Below are 21,359 nucleotides of genomic sequence, written 5' to 3' on the forward strand. Positions count from 1 at the left end.
TGAACTTAATTCAAAACAGAGCGTCTACTATTATGCTTGTTGATTAATTGCAGTTAATACAAGTTTTCATGTTGATTCCCCCTGTTGTGTTACTTATTTAGTAATGGTTGAGCCAGTTCACTTTGAACTGGCTTTTTTTATGGCTGTTATTTACTACCCCCTACTTCTGTTCAAACTTATTCGTTATGATGGCATGTCCATAAATTTTATAAGTTTATTTTATGATTACTCAAATACTCACCCAAATTGATTGGGTAAGCACTGCAGCAGGGTTTACTGCAGGTATTGTGCTTTATAGTGTTATTGCCGTTTTGCCTCGCAAAAAATTAAAAAAAACAATTAACGAGCAGCAACAGCAACTTTTTTTATTACAAAGTCAGTTTGATAACAAAGCAGAGCAGCTTAGCGCCTTACAAGATGAACACGAGCTGCTTGAACATAGCCATCAAGAACAGCGTGACGAGGCGCAGCATTTTAAAACGCGTTGCAGTGAGCAAGAAAAACAAAGCATGCAATATAATCAGTTTTGGCAAAAAGCCGAAACTGAATTAACTCAGCTACGTGCGCAATATAATAATCGAGACGTAGAGCTCAATAATATGCGAACCACGCTAGAGCAAAAGCAGCAAAACTTTACTGAGCAGCTAGCGCAAATAGAGCAAAGTAAAAACGTACTTAAAAAAGAGTTTGAAAACTTAGCCAATAAAATACTCGATGAAAAAACCCAAAGCTTTAAAGTGACCAATCAAGAAAGTATTGAACAACTGTTAAAACCTGTTCAAGGCGAGTTAAAAGGCTTTAGAGATAAAATGGAGTCGATTCATGTTGAAGATTTAAAACAGCGAGCTCAGTTAAAAACAGAGCTTTTACACTTACAAGCCAAAAGCCAATCCATCACCGAGCAAGCTGATAAACTAAGCAATGCGCTGCAAGGGCAAAAGAAAACCCAAGGTAACTGGGGAGAGCTGATGCTTGAAAACGTACTCGATAGCGCAGGCCTTCGCGCCGGTACTGATTACAAGCGTGAAGTGTCGTTTAATACCGAAGACGGCCGCTTACGCCCCGATGTTGTTGTGTACTTACCACAAGGTCGTCATTTAGTGATTGACGCAAAAACATCTCTTAATGCCTACACCCGTTATGTAAATGCTGAAAATGAACTGGATGCTAATCAAGCTATTAAAGAGCATGTAAATGCAGTTACAGCGCGTATTAACGAGCTAGCAAGTAAATCATACGACCGTTTGCCAGGGCTCAACTCGCCAGAAGTTGTGATTATGTTTGTACCAATAGAGTCTGCGTTTGTAGAAGCGCTTAAATATCAAAGCGATATTTACCAACAAGCCATAGAAAAAAATATACTGGTTGCCACACCTACAACGCTGTTAACCAGTTTAAATATTGTTAAACAGCTTTGGCGTTTTGAAGAGCAAACCAAATATTCAAAAGAGCTTGCAAACCGTGCCGAACGTTTTTACAACAAATTAAACGGCTTTTTACTGAGTATGGAAGGGGTTGGTAAACAGCTAGACCGAGCAAAAGAAAGCTACGACAAGGCTTTTTCGCAGCTTTACCGAGGCAAAGGTAACTTAATTAAACAAGCAGCTGAATTTAAAGAGCTTGGTGTATCTGTTCAAAAAGAGTTGCCTAACGAGAGTGTAGAGCGAGCACAGCTAGAGTTAGACTAGCCCTATTGGTTTGCTTGGTGATAGCGTTTATAAACTGTAAGCGCTATTTATCAAACTTTGCTTTAATCGAGCAATACCCTCAATTACTAGGCTTAAACACAAAAGTAAAACGCAATAAAAAGGAATAACGTAAATGAACGCTAAATTTATTATTTTTGCTTTAAGCCTATCAAGCTTTTTTACCCACGCCTCAAATGAAAAAACGTATCAACCAACTCAAGCTGACTATAGTGAAGGTGAAAAGTGGGTATGGAAATATAAAGGGGTAACACCTAGCAATGAAATACGTGCACAAGGCACCGACACTAAACAAATAGTCAGCAAAAGTGGCACTCTAGGTATGTTAACGGGTAAAGGAATTACCACTTTAAAGGTATTAACAAAGCCTAATAACAGCACAACGGCGCGTTATTATTGGCCGTTATATGTGGGTAAAACATGGGTGTTTGAAGAGCACTGGGAAAGCGAAGATGGCACTAAGGGCTCAACAATTCAAAACGCTAAAGTTCTATCATATAAAGATGAAACAGTAGAAGCTGGCACATATAAAGCTTATACCATTGAGTACACAGGTAAAATTACTAACTCAAGAGGCTACTCAGCCGACACACAAGATATTCACTTATATGCACCTAAATTAAAAACATTCATTAAGTTAACTCAACGCCAAAAAGGGTATTTATACGTTGAAGAGCTAATTGAATATACCAATTAATAATTCATTTTTTCAAATAGCTGCAATATCCAAAAATATAAGTGACATTAAAATGGTCTTACAACTAAAAAATGCAGTTCCTTCTGTAGCCGAGAAAATTTATAACGTTTTTCAGAGTGCTTATAAAGTAGAGGCCCTTTTAATAAAGGCTTCACATTTTCCACCTCTTAGCAGAATGCAGCACGATATTGTGCGCAGCAACGCATTATTTTATGGTTTTTATTGTGAAAGTACCCTAGCTGGAGTTATAGAAATTAAAGTAAAAAATAAGTGCTTAAGTATCGAAAGTTTAACTGTGCATCCAAGCTACTTTAAAAAAGGAATAGCGGGTAAGTTAATTGCTCATGCGCTTAAATCGCATACGTATAACAAAGCGGTAGTAGAAACTGCTGTCGCAAATACGCCAGCAATTAATTTATATAAAAAACATGGCTTTTCTGAATATAAACAATGGTTGCCGGCACATGGTATTTTAAAAACGGCGATGCTACTTGAACTTAACTAACAAAGTACATGATTGAGTTATCTACTTTAATTAACAAACCGGATAGGCAGAAAACATGACAAAAAATAAACTAATCAAATTTGGTTTTATTATGGCTGCAGGCATGAATATAGGCGGTGTTTTACTTTTCTCTCGATTTTTTACAAATCCTGTAATAAATGAACTAGACCCTGTTGTTATGTCTAACTTTGGCTTGTTAATGATCGTTATATGGGGCTTAGCATATTTAGCTAGCGCTTTTATTACCTCAAATATAAAGTGGCTTGCCGGCGCGTTTGTTATTGAAAAACTGGTTTATGTTGTGACTTGGTTATTATGGTTAGCAAACAACAAGCTAAGTAATGTATATGATAAAGATTTATTCGCAGGTATTTTTTACAGTATTTACGGTATAAACGACTTTGTGTTTATGATGTTTTTTGCTTGGGTATTTCTACTTAATAATAAAAACGGCTAACCGTTAAAACTGGCCCTCATTCAATAAATCACTCATTTGTTTCTGTGTTAAACATTGTCCATTTGACCAGCTTGAATTTAATTGCGTAATTAAGCTACCAATGCGCTGCGATTTTTTTTGCAGCTGAGTTATCAGTGTATTCGCTTCGTTTTGCTTTAGTTGCAAGCGCTCAATAACAACCGTGTGATCTAGGTCGTTTTCTGGTGTTTTTAACGTCGGTATTTCCTCTAACGAAAACCCTAAACTTTGTGCAAACTTAATCATTTTTATTTGCTCAATGCTTGAATGTTCGTATTGCCTGTAGCCATTACTATTGCGGCTGCTTTTCGGTAACAAACCTTTACTTTCGTAATAACGAATTGTACTAGGGGCAACGCCAACGAGTTTTGCAAGTTCACTTATTTTCATAGTGGTCCTATTTAACCTGAACTCTGGATAATAAACCTATATCTAGCAGCTATTTTCAACGCTAACTGCGTTGAATTTACTTGCAATAGGCCAGCTATTGATGCGTAAATTCGCCCTGTTTTCATTGAAAATCTCTGGCTAGAAAAAATCAATTTTAATATCACCTTTATGCAATATATTAGTAAGTCTCTTAACCATAGTTCAGGTTAATTAATTTATAAATACTGCCTTGACCTTAAAGCTAACTTTAAAGTTATAGTGGCGATAATGTCAATTTAATTGGTTTGTAACATGCCAGAAAATCAACAAGGTGTCGTCTTTTCACCTATTACTTTACCTAGCGGTTTAGTTTTAAAAAATAGGCTAGTAAAAGCGGCCATGGAAGAAAACTTAGCTGAAGCCGATCTTACACCATCGCAAGTACTTAAACATTGTTACAGCGCATGGGCACAAGGCGGGGTTGGTTTAGTGATCACCGGTAACGTTATGGTTGATCACTTAGCTATGACAGGCCCAGGTGGCCTGGCGCTTGAGCAGCACACTGATATTACATCGTTTGCTGAGCTTGCGCGATTATCAAAGCAAAATGAATGTAAAGTTATTATGCAAATTAACCACCCAGGCCGCCAAGTATTTAAAAAAATGGGTGGGAAAGTGCTGTCAGCCTCTAACGTGCCACTAAACATGGGAAAACACTCTCATCTATTTGGCCAACCAAAAGCAATGACACACAACGAAATTAATGATGTTGTTGAGCGCTTTACAAATACGGCATTGCAAGCACAAAAGGCAGGGTTCGATGGTGTGCAGATACATGCGGCTCATGGGTACTTATTAGCTCAGTTTTTATCGCCTTTAACCAATAAGCGTGATGATAAATACGGCGGCAGTCTTGAAAATCGTGCGCGTTTATTAACCGAAATAACTCAAAAAATTAAGGCTAGTTGCGCAAGTAACTTTTCGGTATCGGTTAAACTAAACTCAGCTGACTTTCAACGCGGTGGGTTTGAACCTAGCGACGCCCAAGCTGTGGTAACCCTGTTAAGTAACTTAAATATAGATTTTGTTGAGCTTTCGGGCGGCAGTTACGAGGCACCAGCTATGCAAGGTAAAACGGCCGATGAACGCACACTCGCTCGTGAAGCGTACTTTTTAGAATTTGCCAAAACAATTAGCGAGCAATCCAGTACTCCTATTATGACTACGGGTGGTATAAGCCGCTTAGGTGTAGCATGTACGGTTGTTAGTTCAGGAGTGGCGCTTGTAGGGATGGCAACTGCATGTGCATATTACCCTTCTCTGGCCAAAATTTGGCAAACAAAGCCAAATTTTATTGCATCACTACCTGTTGTTACTCTAAAAGACAAAACCCTAGCAGGCCTAGCCACTATGGCATTAGTAAAAAGGCAAATTCGCCGCATGGGTCAAGGCAAACCTGCAAAAATAAATGCATCAGCGGTATTTACTTTAATTGGTGACCAAATTAGAGCCATAAAATTAACAAAGCGCTATAAAAAACGTTTTATTGAAAAATAGTCCTCATAACCGCCGTTGTTGTCTCTATTAATTAAGTTTATTAATTGTTAGAAATACGCTAAAGTTTAATTAGCATATTTATATGATAAAAAACAATGAAAGGAAAACAGAATGCGGCTTAAAGGTTATCTAAAAAAGCTTCTATGCTTTTGGGGACTTCATTTATTAATAATTAGCTTGCCAGGCCTTGCAACAGAACAGCAAGCAGCGCAGGCATGGCAAGATCCAAGTATATTTAGAGTCAATAAACTCCCACCCCGCGCGTTCTATTACCCTACAGCAACCGAGCAAAACGCATTTACAATGGAGCCTTGGCAGCTAGATAACTATAAATTACTAAATGGGCAGTGGAAGTTTAACTGGGTTGACTCTCCTAGTAGAAAACCAGATGGATTTGAAAAAGTAACCTACAATGACGCAAGCTGGGATGAAATAGCTGTCCCTGCCAATTGGGAGCTAAATGGTTACGGTTCTCCTTTTTATCACTCTCACTACTGTTTAATACCAAATACTGAGCAAATTGAGCTACCGCGTTACTATAATCCTGTTGGCTCATACCGAAAAATAATTAACATTGACGAAAGCTGGAATAACAAACAAATCCTTATTCATTTTGGGGCGGTAAAGTCGGCGTTTTATATTTATGTAAATGGTCAGCAAGTTGGTTATTCAGAAGACTCTAAAACGGCCGCTGAATTTGATATTACGCCATACGTTTCTAAAGGCGAAAATACCCTAGCACTACAAGTTTACCGTTATTCAACAGGGTCCTACTTTGAATGCCAAGATATGTGGCGTATGAGTGGCATTGAGCGCGATGTATATTTATATGCTGCGCCAAAAGTGCGAATAAGTGATTTTGAAGCCAATACCACTTTGATAGATAATTACACAAACGGCGAGCTAACGCTAACCACAACAGTACAAAACCACACTAAGCAAACCCACGCTAACTTTGACTTGCTCGTTTCACTGCTAGACGCAAACGATCGGATAATTAGTACTAAAACGTTGTCAGTTCCTAAAATAAAAGAGCAACAAAGTACGCAAGTTAAAGCAGTGTTTAAAGTCAATGATGTACTGCCCTGGAGTGCTGAAGTTCCTAATCTTTATAAATTAAAAATAGGCTTACGCAATAGTAATGAACAGGTGGTTGAGTGGATCGGAAAATCAATAGGTTTTAGAAGCAGTGAGCTAAAAAATGGCAATATTTTAGTTAACGGCAAACCGGTTTTATTTAAAGGTGTAAATAGGCACGAGCACGACCCTGTAACAGGGCACGTGGTTTCTAAAGAGTCTATGGAAAAAGACGTAGCATTAATGAAAGCCTTTAATATTAATGCAGTACGTATGGCTCATTACCCGCAAGATCCATACATATATCATCTTGCAGACAAATATGGCTTATACGTTATGGATGAAGCTAACATTGAGTCACATGGAATGGGAGCTGCAAACCAAGGTAAGTACGACCCCTCGGCACACTTGGTAAATAAGCTTAGCTGGCAAAATGCATACATAGATCGCATTTCAAACATGTATCACCGTTCTAAAAATAACCCATCGGTTGTTATGCGCTCACTGGGTAATGAATCGGGCGATGGTATTAATTTAGAGGCGTCGTACGACTGGCTAAAGCGTCAAGCCCCAGGATTTCCAGTCGTATCTGAACAAGCACAGTTAAGACGCCACACCGACGTATACGGCCAAATGTATGCGCCAATTCATTCGGCTGTTCGCTATGCGAAAACGAAGCATGACGTATCAAGGCCCATGATCTTAATTGAATACGAACACGCAATGGGTAATTCGCTAGGTAACCTTGAAGAATATTGGCAGGCCTTTGAAAAATACTCACAGTTACAAGGTGGTTTTATTTGGGATTGGGTCGATCAAACTTTTACCATGAAAAACAGTAAAGGTGAGCTTTTTTGGGCATATGGTGGCGACTTAGAGCCACCATTTGCGGTAAGCGCAAAAAGCTTTGCTGCGAATGGGTTAGTTTACGCCGACAGAACGCCTTACCCTTATTTGTGGGAAGTTAAACAGGTACAGCAAAACATCGACTTTGAGTTAACGAGCAAAGCTCCTTACGAAATAAACGTAATTAACAAACATTTTTTTGCCGACCTGTCTGACTTTACTTTGTCATGGCAGCTAATGGCCAACGGTGTTGAAGTCGAGCAAGGTGCTAACCTTGGTATTAATGCCAAACCACAAACATCTCAGCGTGTTAGTTTGCCAATTAAAACAAAACTAGGAGCAGGCATTGAATATTTTTTAAATGTACAAGCCGTTCTCAAAAACGCTAAAAATACATTGCCAACGGGTCATGTAGTTGCATCAGAACAACTAGCATTAACAGGCTTTGCACTGACTATTAATACAAAATCAGCCTCGTTAAAAGTAAAGGATTCTGAAAATTCTTTAGCTTTTTCTACTAAAAACGCTCAATTTACGTTTAACAAAAAAACAGGCTTATTGAATGAAATTAATGTCTTTAGAAAGCCATTACTAGCCAATAGTGTAGACCAACCTGTGCAGCCTAACTTTTGGCGTGCGCCTACCGATAATGATTTACCACAAAAGGGATATGGTGACTCGTTTGCTGTGTGGCAACACGCGGGATCAAATACAACACTGACTAGTTTTAGTAGTAAAAAAGTATCCTCAACACAATACAAAGTCGAAACAGAGCACACATTAAATAACGTTGAAAGTCGGTACTTCACAACTTACACAATAAATGGCAATGGCGTAGTTGATGTAGATGTTTACTTTTATGCTGCACCTCATAATTCGTACTCAGCCTTACCCAGATTAGGTATGCAGTTTGTTGTGAACGAGAACTTTAAAAACGTACAGTGGTATGGCCGAGGGCCTCACGAAAACTACGACGATCGTAAGTCATCGGCTTTTGTTGGCTTATATCAGTCTGACGTTGACTCTTTACGTGTACCGTATGTTCGCCCGCAAGAAAACGGTCACAAAACGGATGTACGGTACGTTACGTTTTATAATGATAAAGGAATTGGTGTTAAGTTTTCTGGCGATCCCTTAATTGGCTTTAATGCATCTTTCTACGATATGCACGACTACGATAAGAGTACTGAACAAGTTAATCGGCGCAATATGCACCCATCAGATTTAACCAAAGCCCCGTACATTTTTGTAAATATAGATTACAAGCAGCGTGGTGTAGGTGGAACGGATTCGTGGGGTAGTAAACCCTTGTACGAATATGAGCTCCCATGGTTAGACTACAAATACAGCTATAAAATTGAAGCTGTTAAGTTAAACGCTAAAAAATAGCTATACATAAAGCTTTAAATGACTACCCTAAGCCCGCTTTTTCCCCTTAAATAGTGGGCTTTTTTTATGTAAAACATGCTAATTTAAACGTTTGAAATAGAAGGAACGCTAAATGAACATAGGTATTTATATATATGATGATGCTGAAGTGCTCGACTTTTCAGGCCCATTTGAAGTATTTAATACGGCTAAACGTTTAGCTAAAAACGAGTGGAACATATTTTTAGTCGCGCAACATAATCAGCCTGTAAATGCGCGAGGTGGTTTTAGTGTAAACCCCCATTACAGTTTTGCTGATCATCCTGCCATTGATTTACTTTTAGTGGTTGGGGGTGTTCATAATAATGAGCTTACCAAAGCACCTGTGATTGATTGGATAAAACGTACAGCCCAGTCAGCTCCGGTAGTGGCATCGGTTTGTACCGGTGCATTTTTATTAGCAAAGGCAGAGCTATTAAATGGTAAAAATGTAACAACTCACTGGGAAGACATAAACGACCTAGCTGCGATGTTTCCTTTACTCAACGTAATAAGTAATAAGCGCTGGGTTAAGCATGATAAGTTTACAACCTCGGCGGGTATTTCGGCAGGTATCGATATGAGTTTACATTTAGTCGCTGAGCATATAAGCCCTGAACTTGCAGAGCTAACAGCAAAACAAATGCAGTACACCTGGCACAAAAGTATTTAATCACCCTCTAACAACCTATTGTAAAAAAAGAAGTTTACTGATTAGCAAAAACAATACGGCTTAAATGTACCTATTATGCGATAAGCATACTGATATAAAGCAAAAAAGTTTGCTAAATTAAGGTTGGTTAATACAAGTATGTATTGCTAAATCAACTTATTGCAAAACTCATAAAATAATAGCAGTAAGTAAATATCACTTTAGGGATTCACATGACATTACTTAAAACCTCGGCACTTGCTTTTTCTATATTAGCGGGGCTGTCTTTATCTGGCTGTTCTATGACTCAAAATACTCCATCTACCTTGGCCTCTGCTGAAATAGTCACGTCACTTTCACTCGCGCAAATTTATAAAGATAAAGAATTTAAAACCCAGCGTAGCACTTACTTTAAGTGGCTAGATGATGGCACCGGCTACACCGTACTTGAAGAGCGCGAAAGCGAAAAAGAAAAAGCAGACGACAGCAACACCGATGACGAAAAAGAGCACGGCGTAAAAGGTAACGACATTGTATTTTACAATGCTGACGGCACAGGCCGTAAAGTACTGGTTGAGTTTGAAAAGCTACTGCCAGAGGCCTCAGACGAGCCATTTGCAATAGAAAGCTACCAGTGGTCAAAAGACGGTAAATGGCTGATGGTATTTACCAACAGCGAGCAAGTTTGGCGTTCGCGCAGCCGCGGGGATTTTTGGTTACTTAACCTTGAGACTAACCAATTACAGCAATTAGGTGGTAAAGACGTTGAGCCAACTAAGTTAATGTTTGCTAAGTTCTCGCCAGATAGCTCAAAAGTAGCCTACGTACGCGATAACAATATTTATATGCAAGCGGTTGGTAGTAACGATGTAACCGCGCTCACAACCGATGGTAACGCCACTATTGTTAACGGTAATTTTGATTGGGTATACGAAGAAGAATTCACTATTGCCGATGGTTTTCGTTGGAGCCCCAACAACAAATCAATCGCCTATTGGCAGCTTGATACCAGTGACGTTAAATTTTTCACTATGATCAACAACACCGATGAGCTCTACCCTACCCTTAAAGAATTCCCGTATCCTAAGGCCGGTGAAACCAACTCTGCCGTGCGTGTTGGTGTGGTAAGCCTTGCTGATAAACAAACCCGTTGGGCTGAGCTTGAAGGCGATAACCGCGACCGTTATATTCCGCGTATTAGCTGGGCTGGCACCGGTAATGAATTAATGATTCAAGACTTAAACCGCCCACAAAGCCATAACAAAGTGTGGTTGTTTGATTGGCAAAAGCAGCAACTGACCAAAATTTTAGAAGACAAAGACGATGCGTTTATCGAATGGTTTTATAAAGCCAACTGGTCAAAAGACGGTGAGTTTTTTATTTGGCATAGCGAACGCAACGGTTGGCGTCATCTTTATCGTGTATCGCGCGATGGCAAAACTATTATCGACCTAACCCCAGGCGATTACGACATTATTGATATGCTTACCATCAATGAAGATAAAAACGTAATGTATTTTATTGCCTCGCCAAACGATCCTGGTCAGCGTTATTTATACAGCACACCGCTTGATGGCAGCAGCAAACCGGTACGGATCACACCTGCTGAGTTTGAAGGTTCAAACAGCTACTACATGTCAAAAGATGCCTCGTGGGCTATGCACACTTACTCAAAGTTTGGTATGCCACCGACTAAAGAGATCATTAAAGTGAGCGATCATAGTAATGTAAAAACTTTAGTTGAAAACAACGAGCTTAAACAAAAACTGGCTGAACAAAGCTTACCAAAGCATGAGTTTTTTAAAGTAAATGCGCAAGATGGCACTGAGCTTGACGGCTACATTATGTTCCCTGAGAACATGGATAAAAGTAAAAAATACCCAATTGTGTTTTACGTATACGGCGAACCATGGGGCTCAACCGTGCAAGACCGCTGGGAAGGCAACAGTTACTTGTATAAATCACTGTTAACGCAAAAAGGCTTTATTGTCGCATCGGTTGATAACCGTGGTACACGTGCACCAAAAGGCCGCGATTGGCGCAAATCTATTTATAAAAAAATTGGCTCCATTACCGTGCAAGACCAAGTAGACGCCCTAGATGCCATGGCTAAACGCTGGGATGTAATAGACACCGAGCGTGTTGGCGTATGGGGACACTCAGGGGGCGGTAGTTCAACCCTTAACTTATTGTTCCGCCATGGTGATAAATTTAAAGTAGGGATTGCCTCAGCACCGGTGCCAGACATTCGTTTGTACGACACCATTTACCAAGAGCGTTATGCAGGCAACCCAAATACCGATCCTGAGAGTTACGATAACACCTCGCCGATTACCTTTGCTAAAAATCTAACCGGTAAGCTATTGCTTATTCACGGCACAGGTGATGATAACGTGCATTATCAAGGCTCTGAGCGCTTAATTGACGAGCTTGTAAAGCACAACAAGCAGTTTGAGTTTTTCTCATACCCTAACCGCTCACATAGCCTACGTGAAGGCAAAGGCACCACTTTGCATTACCATACTATGATGGCTGACTTTTTTGAAAAGCACTTACTAAATAAATAATCTCTTTAAAAAATAAAAGACTAAAGCCGCATACTCATTATTAGTGTGCGGCTTTTTTAATCAAAATGTAATGGGGGTTTACAGCTGGGTTTAAAGGTTAAAGCTTTGGCAAGTGTTGGGTGCGAGTAAGTCATAAGAACCCCAGTTAATGATAGTTATCTGGATAAATAAAAATAGTTAGATGTATCTCATTATCTGACCGTTACGTCTTTTATGAAGTAATAGATTGCATAATTATAGGGATCTTTTATAATGGAAAGACTGGCGACTCGGAGTATCTCCAGTCAATATGCTGGTCCCTAAATGCCTATAGGTATGTTTCTTCTGTTGCCTTTGTCAACGATTCGGTTCGACAAAGGCAACTAGTTGAAATAAGTCTCTAGAGTCTTTCGCTTTTTTCACCTTGCTTCAAATCTAAACTCTAAAACTTATAAAGTTGATTCGATTTGTGTTTGTAGTTATGTTTAATTTACATAGTAAACTCATAGTTTTTCTGAGGAGGTTTTAATGCATTTAAAAAGCTTAGAGAAAGCTTTTAATACTATGTTTCATAACCCTCAATTATTTGAAGAGTTCCTTTGTTCAGATTTATCGAACGAAGTGGAAGAGTTTTACATAGGCAAAGAAAAACCACGAAAAGTAATCCGAGTATCTGAAAAATTTAAAACATTTCTTCGCTTTATCGATAAAGTCATTTTACAACACTTAAAAATAAATGAGGATGTTGTACATTCGTATATCAAAGAAAAAAGTGCTATGTCAGCTGTGCAATCGCATGTGAATGGTAAGTATTTTTTAGTTTCTGATATTGTGAGTTTTTTTTCAAACGTTAGTTCTGAAGATGTAAAAAAAATATTAGTGGCAAACGTTTCAAATATTCCAATTGAAGATATTGAGGATTACATACCGAGAATAGTTACATTAGTTTGTTGGAATAACTGTTTGCCTGTTGGTTTTGTAACTTCCCCTAAATTAAGTAATGCTGCACTCTTCCAATTTGATTCTGCAATGGCTGATTATTGTAAAAATCAAAGTTTGACTTACACCAGGTATTCAGATGACTTAATTGTATCAAGTCAAGCTCGAGAGCCGCTAATAGAACTTCAAACCCAATTACAGAGCTTAATTTCACAAAATACAAACGGACAGTTAGAAGTAAATCTCGATAAAACTCAAATATACACAATAGGTCAGCCATTTACGATTCTTGGATTAGTAATTACTCAGTACCAAACATTAACTATTAGTCGAAAACATAAAAACCATTTGGAGGTGGCTCTTCATTATTTCGTGACGGATAAGTTGCGTTTTAAAGATTATTTGGAAGAGCATTTCGCAGGAAAAGAACAGTCTTTATTTGGCTTACTTCATTATGCAAAATCTGTTGAACCAAGATACATAAATAAGTTGCAACGCAAATATGGAGCTTATGCAATTACAGACCTCTTGGAAAATAAGTGGAATGACTAAGCATCAAGTATCAATAAAAAATGTTAAGAGCTTTCAATCATTAAAGCTGGAATTTAACTTTTCTGAACAAAAAATGATCGTTATAACAGGAAAGAACGGCATAGGTAAAACTACGATTGTTAAAGCGCTTAAGCAAATTTATGACCCTAAAGTATTTACACACACCTCTAGTGAAGGCTCTATCAGTGATTCAAGTGAAATATCGGTTCATTTAAGTCACCATCCTGAAGTGATATTTCAATATAACAAACACTTAAAAGCGCTTGATACTAAAAGTGTACTACCTGCAAAGAATACAGTGGTTGCAGAGCTTCCAGTTCCATTTGGTGACCGCTTTAGGCGTTATTCTGATGTATCAGCTATCGATGTAGATTTGAGAACTAATATTGCTACCTCAAACTATAAAGTTGCTGATGAGCTCAAAGCATTTTTGGTTTCAGTGTATGGTCATGTATCAAGCCATAGATATGAAAATTTATGCGAAACAAGAGTAAAAGGAACTAAGTATTATTTTATACCGCAAGATGATGATTATTATTTAAGAGAAGATCATTTTAGTTCTGGTGAATTTTTTCTGATTCAATTGTTCCGCTTTATCAAAACAGGTGCAAAATTTATAATTATTGATGAAGTTGATATTGCTTTAGATGCTGTCGCACAAGTGAATTTATACAATTCACTGACTGAGATTCTGCAAGGCACAGAGTCTAAAATAATACTTATTTCGCACTCATTAGCACTAATGAAAAAAACTCCCGATGGTGCTTTGTTTTACCTAGAAAGTATTCAAGGAAAGTTAACTTTAGAGCCTAAATCATTTGGTTATATAAACTCTGATTTATATGGTTTCAAAGGCTCAGATAAATACATCCTTACAGAAGATCCTGTACTAGAAGGGTTTATACTATTTATTATTCAATATTTTAATATACAACCTGACTATGAATACAAAGTGATTGGTGTAGGTGGTTGTAATCAATTAAAAACCTTACTTATGAAAAATGAAGTAGATGAGCTCTTCTCAAATGCAGAAAATGTTTTAGCTGTACTTGATAATGATGCATACCCTGATTTTAAAAGCTCTTATGAAGGAAGAAGTGGTGTCGTTAGTTCCGGAATCGATGATCTTGAGTTATTCATATATTTAAATAGGGAAAGGTTATTTACTGATAATTTTTTACCACCTTATGCTGAGTCTTCAAGACCTAAAACAGCATCTAAATCTTATTGGAAATGGTTAACTGTTGATCGAACACCTCTTTGCAGACCAATAGAGCTCTATAAAAAGGTAGTCGAAGAGGCTGTCGAAGAATCACAATTACTTGCAGGTCATTTAAAAAGCTTTTTATATAGAGATTAATGATCTAATTACTATATTTTTTATAACTGTATTACTTTATCAATTTCAACGTATGCGAAAACATAAATACGCTCGAATTTTTTAATTGAGCAAAAATTATTTAAAACGTGTGCTAAGAGCGAACTTTTATTTTTACTTCCAAAAACCGTTACTATCTTGTAATTGACCCATTAGCTGTTTGCCGGCATAAACATCAAGTGATCTATTATTCATGCTCAGCCACCATGTTCTTGATTTGCATTAGTAATTTATTTTTAGCCTTTTCATCATGTTGAGGTATCACCACATCAATTTTTACCTCTAAACCTAAAGCTTCCATTAAATCGAACGCGCGGCCAATTGATAAAGAGCCGGTGCCATTTTCAAAGTGACTCACTGTATTAATGCTAATGCCGGAGAAGTCCCCTGCAGTTTTTTGGTCAAGCTTTTGGCTTTTCCTCACCATACTTGCCAATTTACCTAATTGTTTTGCTGACTTTATCGTGACTTCCATTACCAATCCAAAATTCACAGTGTTTTGTGAATAATAGTTAAAAAAGTACAAAAAAGCTAATAATTCACAATTTTTTGTGAATTATAGCGAAAGTTAACTCAGTAAAGGGTAAATTCACAGTATTATGTGAATTAGTAAATTAATAGGCATGAACCTAATAAATTCACAATAAACTATGAATTTAGGTAATTGAAAATTTCACTCTCTTTTTAATCAAAGTGTAATGGGGGTTTACAAAGCGTAACTTGGGTAGAGTGTAACGAAACCCAACAAGGGAAAGGCGGCTTTGCTCAATAGCAATGCGCTAAAGGCTCAATAGGCAATAAGTGAATCGTTTATTACTAAACATAGCTTGGAATTAAAGGGTATTAAAAGAGTAGCATCCATGCCACTGCAAGTGCGATATTAATAAAAATTAAGAGCTTGGTTGCGAAGGTTGATACTTATTAACGAGAATGTGCTGCAAACTTTTAAGTGCCCGCTTTATCGCTTGCAGCATACTTCTTCCCTTTGTATTTACATTAATACTGGGTAGCCCAGGTAAAAGAATATTAATTTTGCATTGCTGCAAAGTGCCGTGGCGCTCACTTGAAAGATCATTTATTTGAATCTCTACTTTACGAATATTTAAAGCATGTTTTGCCAATTGTCTTTTTATCAACTTCAAAAGCGACATCTTTTCACTTGCGTTAATTATCTTGTTTTTAACTGTAAGTTTTAGCTTCATGCAATGACACCTTTTAATAGTAACTATGTTGCAGGCATGACTGTAATCTACTAACTTAGTGGCAAAGGAAAAAGCTGATTATTTCTTACTTTAAAACAGGTATTTTCGAATGATTACCAACATTAACTACAATCACTTATATTATTTTTGGCAGGTAAGTAAGCACGGCAGTATTGCTGCGGCGAGTAAAATACTTAATTTAACGCCGCAAACGGTCAGCTCGCAAATTACTAACTTAGAGCAACGATTAGGAAAACCACTGTTTGTTCGCCAAGGGCGAGGCCTACAGTTAACGGAGTTTGGCCATGTAACCCAGCAATATACCAATGATATGTTTGCTATTGCCCATGAATGGCTAGAAACCACGCAAGGTGATACCACGCACTATTCACGAACGTTAAAGGTCGGTATTTCAGATGTGTTGCCTAAATCACTGGTGTCGAAGTGGCTAGCGCCTTTAATTAATAACGAGCGTATTACCAACTTACACTGTATTGATGGCCAACAAGATGAGTTGCTGGCACAAATGGCGATTCATAAGCTCGACTTAGTGTTAGCCGATAAACCACTCGATACTACCTTGCCATTTAAGGCATTTTGCCATGAAATAGGCAAAAGCCAAATCGCGCTTTTTGGTAACAAAACATGGTATTCGCAATTACATAAGCAGTTTCCGCAGTCTTTAAATAACAAGCCTTTAGTGCTCCCCGCAAAAGAAAGCCCTGTCGCACGCGCTATTTATTATTGGCTACAAGAACAAGATATTGAAATGACAATAGCTGGCCATGTTGATGACAGCGCATTAATGAAATCGCTTGGCGAGCAAGGGTTTGGTATATTCCCCGCGCCGATTTTAGTAAGAGCCGAAGTAGAGCGCCATTACGACGTTAATTACATTGGTACAATTGATAATGTTTATCAGCATTACTATGCCTTTACGCCCGACAGACTCATTAAAGACAGTATTTATGATGAATTTATAAAGCACGCTCAAACAACGTAAGCTTATCGCTATAAGTCATGTACATATTAATTGGCTTAATTAAGTGCTCTATTTTTAAATACAAAGTGGTATTTATAACAAAGTAAAAACTTCGTCATTTAGCTTTATATTAAACTTTCAACGCGGGTCATGCGATACTTAAATCCATAAATAAATTAGATTTTATAACTAAGTAGACTTACCAGCACCAACGATAAGCACGTTCTAAAAGTATTGAATAATATTCAGGTTTTATATGAATAAACTGCAGGGCTTGCTATTTTAAATGGAAGTTCAGATGGCTAAAGTGTGTTTTACCTCTTGTCACTTATTAATCAGTGCTGTTAATTTAGTTAATTCACTTAAGCGTGAATCTGGCTCATGTTTTACCTGAAATAAACCCGTTTTTCTTTATGCTGATTACCGCGTATAAATTTATTAACTCTGCAAAGCAGCACGACTGCTTAACCGTTATATCGGTTTACAGCCAGTTAATAAAAGCAGTAACAACTCAAATTGAAAGGATACGGCTATGAGCACTGATCTTACATTTACGATTAAAAGCACTAACTTGGATGAAAACTACCATCCATCAAATAACACACGTATTACGACCAATTTCGCTAATTTAGCAAGGGGTGAAAGTCGCCACCAAAACCTGCGTAATACCCTAAAAATGATCAACAACCGCTTTAATGCACTGGCCAGTTGGGATAACCCACAAGGGGATCGTTACGAGGTTGAGCTCAAGATCATTTCGGTTGATTTAGACATTACTAGCAGTGGTCAGGCATTTCCGTCAATTGAGGTATTAAAAACCAATATTATTGACCGCCAAACCAACGAGCGAATTGAAGGCATGGTGGGTAATAACTTTTCATCGTATGTGCGCGACTACGACTTTAGCGTGTTATTACTTGAGCATAACAAAAGCAAACCGCAATTTAGTATCCCCGATAACTTTGGTGACTTACACGGCAAGTTGTTTAAATGCTTTGTAAACTCAAATACCTATAAACAGCACTTTAAAAAGCCACCGGTTATTTGTTTAAGCGTATCTGATAACAAAACTTATCAGCAAACCGAAAACTTACACCCTATTTTAGGCGTAGAGTATCAGCCTAATGAGTCGTCGTTAACTGAGCAATATTTTAAAAAAATGGGCTTACAAGTGCGCTACTTTATGCCACCAAATAGCGTTGCACCGTTAGCGTTTTACTTTTTTGGTGACCTACTTAACGACTACAGCAACCTTGAACTAATTAGCACCATTAGCACCATGGAAACGTTTCAAAAAATTTATCGTCCAGAAATTTATAACGCCAACGCCGCCGCAGGTAGCCGTTATAAACCTAATTTAAAAAATGACGACCATTCGTTAACGCAAATTGTGTATGACCGCGCAGAGCGAGGTCAATTAGCGGTTGAGCAAGGCAAATTTACTGAGCAGCACTTTATTAAGCCTTATCAGTCAGTATTGCAGCAGTTCTCAGCAAGTATCGCTTAATCACACAACAAAATTACAGGCAGCATTTATTATGAAAAAACTATTACCTACTTCATCAGCAGGCAGCTTGCCAAAACCGTCATGGCTTGCTGAGCCCGAAACCTTATGGTCACCGTGGAAATTACAAGGTAGCGAGCTGGTAGATGGCAAACACGACGCCCTGCGTATTTCCCTGCACAAGCAACAAACCGCAGGCGTAGATATAGTCAGCGATGGCGAACAAACTCGCCAACACTTTGTAACCACCTTTATTGAACACTTAAATGGCGTTGATTTTGAAAACCGTAAAACAGTTAAAATTCGCGACCGTTACGACGCCAGCGTACCCACAGTAGTTGGCCCTGTGTCTCGTACTAAATCGGTATTTGTTGAAGACGCCAAGTTTTTACGCCAGCAAACCAGCCAACCAATTAAATGGGCACTGCCTGGGCCAATGACCATGATTGACACTCTGTATGACGATCACTATAAAAGCCGTGAAAAACTAGCTTGGGAATTTGCTAAAATACTCAACCAAGAAGCCAAAGAACTAGAAGCCGCGGGGGTTGATATAATTCAATTTGATGAACCCGCTTTTAATGTGTTTTTTGATGAAGTAAACGACTGGGGCATAGCCTGCCTTGAGCGAGCCATAGAAGGGTTAAAATGCGAAACCGCCGTGCATATTTGCTACGGCTACGGCATTAAAGCCAACACCGATTGGAAGAAAACCCTCGGCACCGAGTGGCGACAATACGAAGAAGTATTCCCTAAGCTGCAAAAATCGAGTATTGATATTATTTCGTTAGAGTGCCAAAACTCACATGTACCCATTGAGCTACTCGAACTGGTGCGCGGTAAAAAAATAATGGTAGGCGCAATCGATGTAGCCACCAATACCATAGAAACCCCTGAAGAGGTGGCAAAAACCTTGCGCGAAGCGCTTAAATACGTGGATGCCGACAAGCTCTACCCCTGCACCAACTGCGGTATGGCACCCCTGCCCCGCGACATCGCAAACGGCAAACTCAACGCTTTAAGCAAAGGCGCAGAGCTAGTACGTAACGAGCTATTAGCAGCAAATGTTGCTTAATTTTTGTTACAGCTGATGCAAAAAGCCACACTTTAACACATGTTGAAGTGTGGCTTTTTTAATCAAAATGGTGAGGGGGGTTACAGTTAAAATGCAAGGTTAAAGGCAAAAGGTGTTAGGTAAAAGGTTTAAGTTCGTTGAGTGTTGGTTGGATTTAGAGCAACAAACCTAGTAAAAATAGTTAAATTTAACCGAGCCGTAAGGTAGTACTGGTTGAGTGGAAAGTGCCTCTTGCAGACTATCAGGATCTATAATGTCTGAAGTCAAGATTTGACCCCCTTTGACTTGACCCCCTTTGACTGACCCTCTGACTTCTGGAGGTAATACTGTCATAGAGCGCTTTTTTGGTAATTTAAAGCATGATTGGTTATTCAAAGTACATCAGTCAACGAGAGTGTTTATGAAAAAGGCGTGGCTGCATACATTAAATATAACAACTTAGAGCGCCTGCATTCAGCGAAGAATGATCTATCGCTTTGAAAGTTTAAAATTATCAAGTTAAATTTTCCAGCTTTAGTTGAAAAGAACTGGTTCAAAGTCTAGTGTTTAAGGGATTAAGTAAAGCATGTTTAAGGAAAGTTCATGAATATATTAAAAATAAAAATTATCGTAGCATTTTGCTTTACCTTTTTCTTTATAAACAAAGTATATGCAAGCGGTCTTACCGCGGCATACTCATGTTCAAACTGTGATTATCAGGGGGCAGTAAACCTCGCTCAGAGTTTGTATATTAGTCCGAATTGTAATGAAGAAAATCTACAAGGTGGTCAAATATTTTTAGGAACAACTACTTTTCAGTGTTACAGCAATCCTAGAACGCTCATCATTGCAAATCCAATTACAAGAGACGCATTCAAATTTGTGGTGACTACTGAACAAGTTTCTAGTTTTAGCAATACTTACAACGTTCTTGTTAGTGATCAAGTATTGACCGTGACAGAATCGCAAGCATTAGAGACCTTTTACAATATCGATGCAGACTTTAGAGAGGCCGTAACCTCCTTTGCCGCTACCTCTGTTACGAATTCGCAAGTGCAAAAACAAGAATCCTTTTACAATAAAAATGCATTTGTATTGAACAGCAATGCGTCAACATTGAATAACAATGAAACAAATTGTGATGTACATCCAGCCAATTTTTTGTTTAACCCATCGTTTGGAAGAGATTTATACGAATCACTTACTAATGATATCAGTTCACAAATAGGTTACAGGCAAACGTGGACAGATTTTACGTCTTCTCAATCTATCACCGGTAGCGGATTAACTGTATCTAATAACGGAGTTGGAATACAAGTAAACTTATCGAGAGATATCAATAAAGTTTATGCATCTCAGGTTTACGGAAGCTCCAATAACTTACTAAACTTTGAAGTAACATATCATGGTGATACATTTATAGGTGACCGAAGCTTTCAATATACTCCCCCACTTGATATTGGCTATTTGCCGGACAGAGTGCTCAAACTTAATTTTACATTTTTGCCTGGCTCATCGAGAATTGATGGGTATCCTGTAAGCTTTTTTTCTAGGTCTAATTTAAACTTCCAAAGTGAAGGTATGTCTGAGTGTCTTCAACAAATATTGGAGCAGAATTCAAACTCAACCCGGAGAATACTCGTTAACCCAGACGGGACAGGCACAGTTGTAGGCGCAAGTGGTACAGGAGGGTCTCTTGATTCAGGTGGTACTGCTGTCACAATACCTGGTATCTACCGAAATATGGGGGGTTGTCATATTGTCGAGCTTGTTGTAGTGGTAGAGTACCCGGATGGTACTGTTAGCAGCAGCGTAAGTGCTAGATGGTTAGATTGTTAAAGGTCTTTGCCGAATAACGTCATGATTGTTGAAAAGCATTTGTGCGAAGTTAGTTAGCAATCATAGCGTTTG

The 21,359-nt window shown here is 38.4% G+C and carries 17 protein-coding genes and 1 pseudogene; 15 read left to right on the forward strand and 3 right to left on the reverse strand.

Annotated features, from left to right (window positions below; all coding sequences use genetic code 11):
* Positions 1–221: 221 nt before the first annotated feature.
* The 4 genes from rmuC (at position 222) to KZZ04_RS17805 (ending at position 3,365) form a co-directional block, all read left to right on the forward strand.
* Positions 222–1,688: a DNA recombination protein RmuC gene (gene rmuC / locus KZZ04_RS17790; RefSeq protein ID WP_138528263.1), complete on the forward strand. Its 1,467-nt coding sequence runs from the start codon at positions 222–224 to the stop codon at positions 1,686–1,688.
* A 133-nt stretch (positions 1,689–1,821) separates the two neighbouring features.
* Positions 1,822–2,403: a hypothetical protein gene (locus KZZ04_RS17795; RefSeq protein ID WP_219423532.1), complete on the forward strand. Its 582-nt coding sequence runs from the start codon at positions 1,822–1,824 to the stop codon at positions 2,401–2,403.
* Positions 2,404–2,455: 52 nt separating this feature from the next.
* Entirely contained in the window at positions 2,456–2,908 is a 453-nt protein-coding gene (locus KZZ04_RS17800) for a GNAT family N-acetyltransferase (protein WP_219423534.1), read from the forward strand.
* A gap of 55 nt (positions 2,909–2,963) precedes the next feature.
* Positions 2,964–3,365 (forward strand): hypothetical protein, encoded by a 402-nt coding sequence (locus KZZ04_RS17805; protein ID WP_219423535.1) that lies wholly within the window; start codon positions 2,964–2,966, stop codon positions 3,363–3,365.
* Positions 3,366–3,368: 3 nt separating this feature from the next.
* Here KZZ04_RS17805 and KZZ04_RS17810 read toward each other — a convergent pair whose 3' ends face one another.
* Positions 3,369–3,773 carry a MerR family transcriptional regulator gene (locus KZZ04_RS17810; protein WP_219423536.1) on the reverse strand — a complete coding sequence of 135 codons (405 nt, stop codon included), beginning with the start codon at positions 3,771–3,773 and terminating at the stop codon, positions 3,369–3,371.
* 291 nt (positions 3,774–4,064) lie between these two features.
* Between KZZ04_RS17810 and KZZ04_RS17815 the strand changes: the two genes are divergently transcribed.
* From KZZ04_RS17815 to KZZ04_RS17840, 6 genes are all read left to right on the forward strand, one after another.
* The gene (locus KZZ04_RS17815) at positions 4,065–5,309 is read left to right on the forward strand and encodes an NADH:flavin oxidoreductase/NADH oxidase family protein (RefSeq protein WP_219423537.1); all 1,245 of its coding nucleotides are present in this window, start codon (positions 4,065–4,067) and stop codon (positions 5,307–5,309) included.
* A 111-nt stretch (positions 5,310–5,420) separates the two neighbouring features.
* A complete protein-coding gene (locus KZZ04_RS17820; RefSeq protein WP_219423538.1) occupies positions 5,421–8,621 on the forward strand; it encodes a glycoside hydrolase family 2 TIM barrel-domain containing protein in 3,201 nt (1,066 codons plus the stop codon).
* A gap of 112 nt (positions 8,622–8,733) precedes the next feature.
* Entirely contained in the window at positions 8,734–9,312 is a 579-nt protein-coding gene (locus KZZ04_RS17825) for a DJ-1/PfpI family protein (RefSeq protein WP_219423540.1), read from the forward strand.
* 212 nt (positions 9,313–9,524) lie between these two features.
* Complete coding sequence (locus tag KZZ04_RS17830) at positions 9,525–11,858, forward strand: S9 family peptidase (RefSeq protein WP_219423542.1); 2,334 nt, start codon at positions 9,525–9,527, stop codon at positions 11,856–11,858.
* A gap of 507 nt (positions 11,859–12,365) precedes the next feature.
* On the forward strand, positions 12,366–13,328 hold the full coding sequence (locus KZZ04_RS17835; RefSeq protein WP_219423544.1) for a reverse transcriptase domain-containing protein: 963 nt from the start codon (positions 12,366–12,368) through the stop codon (positions 13,326–13,328).
* A complete protein-coding gene (locus KZZ04_RS17840) occupies positions 13,288–14,688 on the forward strand; it encodes an AAA family ATPase (protein ID WP_219423546.1) in 1,401 nt (466 codons plus the stop codon). The genes KZZ04_RS17835 and KZZ04_RS17840 overlap by 41 nt, the downstream gene beginning before the upstream one ends.
* Positions 14,689–14,893: 205 nt before the next feature.
* Here the strand turns inward: KZZ04_RS17840 and KZZ04_RS17845 are convergent, their stop codons facing one another.
* The gene (locus tag KZZ04_RS17845; RefSeq protein ID WP_219423548.1) at positions 14,894–15,181 is read right to left on the reverse strand and encodes a helix-turn-helix domain-containing protein; all 288 of its coding nucleotides are present in this window, start codon (positions 15,179–15,181) and stop codon (positions 14,894–14,896) included.
* 415 nt (positions 15,182–15,596) lie between these two features.
* A complete protein-coding gene (locus KZZ04_RS17850) occupies positions 15,597–15,908 on the reverse strand; it encodes a hypothetical protein (RefSeq protein ID WP_219423549.1) in 312 nt (103 codons plus the stop codon).
* 109 nt (positions 15,909–16,017) lie between these two features.
* Here KZZ04_RS17850 and nhaR point away from each other — a divergent pair, with 109 nt between their 5' ends.
* From nhaR to KZZ04_RS17875, 5 genes and pseudogenes are all read left to right on the forward strand, one after another.
* Positions 16,018–16,911, forward strand: coding sequence for a transcriptional activator NhaR (gene nhaR, locus KZZ04_RS17855; RefSeq protein ID WP_219423551.1), 894 nt, complete (start codon positions 16,018–16,020; stop codon positions 16,909–16,911).
* Positions 16,912–17,422: 511 nt separating this feature from the next.
* Entirely contained in the window at positions 17,423–18,397 is a 975-nt protein-coding gene (locus KZZ04_RS17860) for a DUF1852 domain-containing protein (RefSeq protein ID WP_219423553.1), read from the forward strand.
* Between the two features lie 31 nt (positions 18,398–18,428).
* Positions 18,429–19,469, forward strand: coding sequence for a methionine synthase (locus KZZ04_RS17865; RefSeq protein WP_219423555.1), 1,041 nt, complete (start codon positions 18,429–18,431; stop codon positions 19,467–19,469).
* A 322-nt stretch (positions 19,470–19,791) separates the two neighbouring features.
* A pseudogene (locus tag KZZ04_RS17870) lies at positions 19,792–19,949 on the forward strand (integrase core domain-containing protein); the annotation flags it as partial.
* 102 nt (positions 19,950–20,051) lie between these two features.
* Complete coding sequence (locus tag KZZ04_RS17875) at positions 20,052–21,287, forward strand: hypothetical protein (RefSeq protein WP_058405366.1); 1,236 nt, start codon at positions 20,052–20,054, stop codon at positions 21,285–21,287.
* Positions 21,288–21,359 lie beyond the last annotated feature (72 nt).

Source organism: Pseudoalteromonas sp. CR1, from assembly GCF_019392235.1.
GTDB lineage: Bacteria > Pseudomonadota > Gammaproteobacteria > Enterobacterales > Alteromonadaceae > Pseudoalteromonas.